Annotated in this window: 2 protein-coding genes; both read left to right on the top strand. The window is 73.8% G+C overall.

Annotated elements, in window-relative coordinates:
- The first annotated feature begins 173 nt into the window (after positions 1–173).
- Complete coding sequence (locus tag ACWD3D_RS37235; RefSeq protein WP_451465049.1) at positions 174–554, top strand: BlaI/MecI/CopY family transcriptional regulator; 381 nt, start codon at positions 174–176, stop codon at positions 552–554.
- On the top strand, positions 551–1,250 hold a 700-nt coding region (locus ACWD3D_RS37230), incomplete at its 3' end, for a M48 family metalloprotease (RefSeq protein ID WP_451465048.1). The genes ACWD3D_RS37235 and ACWD3D_RS37230, both read left to right, overlap by 4 nt.

Here is a 1,250-nt window from a genome sequence, read left to right as displayed (position 1 = left end):
CCAGGGTGACATACCCTCCCACACCGACCCTTTCGGGCGCACCGGGCAAGCTCTCGCCACCCCCTCGCCCGCTCGGGGTGGCCCCTGGAACGTCACCCCGTAGAGTGAGATGAGGCAAACCTCATTCGATCCCCGGGCGCATCCGTCCGGGACGGCGGCAAGGCGGTGGCGGGATGGTGGAGGACGGCCAGGACGCGAGGCGTCCGCACGGCGAGCTCGTGGCGGACGTCCTCGCGATCCTGTGGAGCGCCGGGAAACCGATGACTCCGCAAGCGGTCAACGCCGCGCTCGACCGCGATCTGGCGAGGACGACGGTGACGACGATCCTGACCCGCCTGTACGAGAAGGGGACGGTCGTAAGGACCCGCGCGGTCCGGGGATACGCATACGCCGCGGCGGACGACCCGGCGGGCATGGCGGCGGGCCGCATGCGCCGGGAGCTGGAGCGTGAGCCCGAACGCCACCTGGTGCTGAGACGGTTCGTCTCCTCCCTGTCCGACGACGACGAGGAAGCTCTGCGGCGCATGCTCCTGGAGTCCGAGGACGGCGCGTGACCCTCGTCCTGACCGTGGTCCTGCTGACCCTCGCGCTTCCCTGGGCCGCGGTCCCCGCCACTCGCCGACTGGCCGCGCTGCTGCCGCCCAAGGAGGCGTGCCTCGCGCTCACCGGGGCGGCGGTACTCCTCGCGGGCGGCACCGTGGCGGCGCTGATCGGCCTGTTCCACGTGCCGTTCCTCGCCTCCCTCGAACAGGTTCCCCTCGCACGGTCGGCCGCCGAATGGCCCGCCGTCGTCCCCTTCGCCGCCGCGGCCGGAGCGGCACTGGCCGTCCAGACGGTGCGGATGCTGCGCCGCTGGCACGAGCGCCGCTCGATCCTGACCCGCGCCTGGGCGTCGACCGGTGACGGGGTGTCGGACGGTGACCTGCTGGTGGTACCAGGCGCCGACCCTCAGGCGTTCGCGCTCCCGGGCCGGCGGGGCCGGGCGGGGCGGATCGTCGTGTCGAGAGGAATGCTCCGGGCGTTGGGCCCGGAGGAGCGCGAGGTGCTGCTCGGCCACGAGCGGGCCCATCTGGCCGGCCGCCATCATCTGCTGTCCTTCGCCGCCCACCTTGCCGCAGCCGTGCATCCCGCCCTCCGCTCGCTGGGCCCGGCGCTCGACTTCCATCTGGAGCGCTGGGCCGACGAGTCGGCGGCAGCCGCCACCCGGGTCGGGAGCGTACGACGCCCGGCCCGTGCCGGGCGGGCCACCG

The sequence above is a fragment of the Streptomyces sp. NPDC002690 genome, from assembly GCF_053592415.1.
Note: the sequence above shows the minus strand (reverse complement) of the source record. Positions and strands in the feature narration are given on the sequence as shown.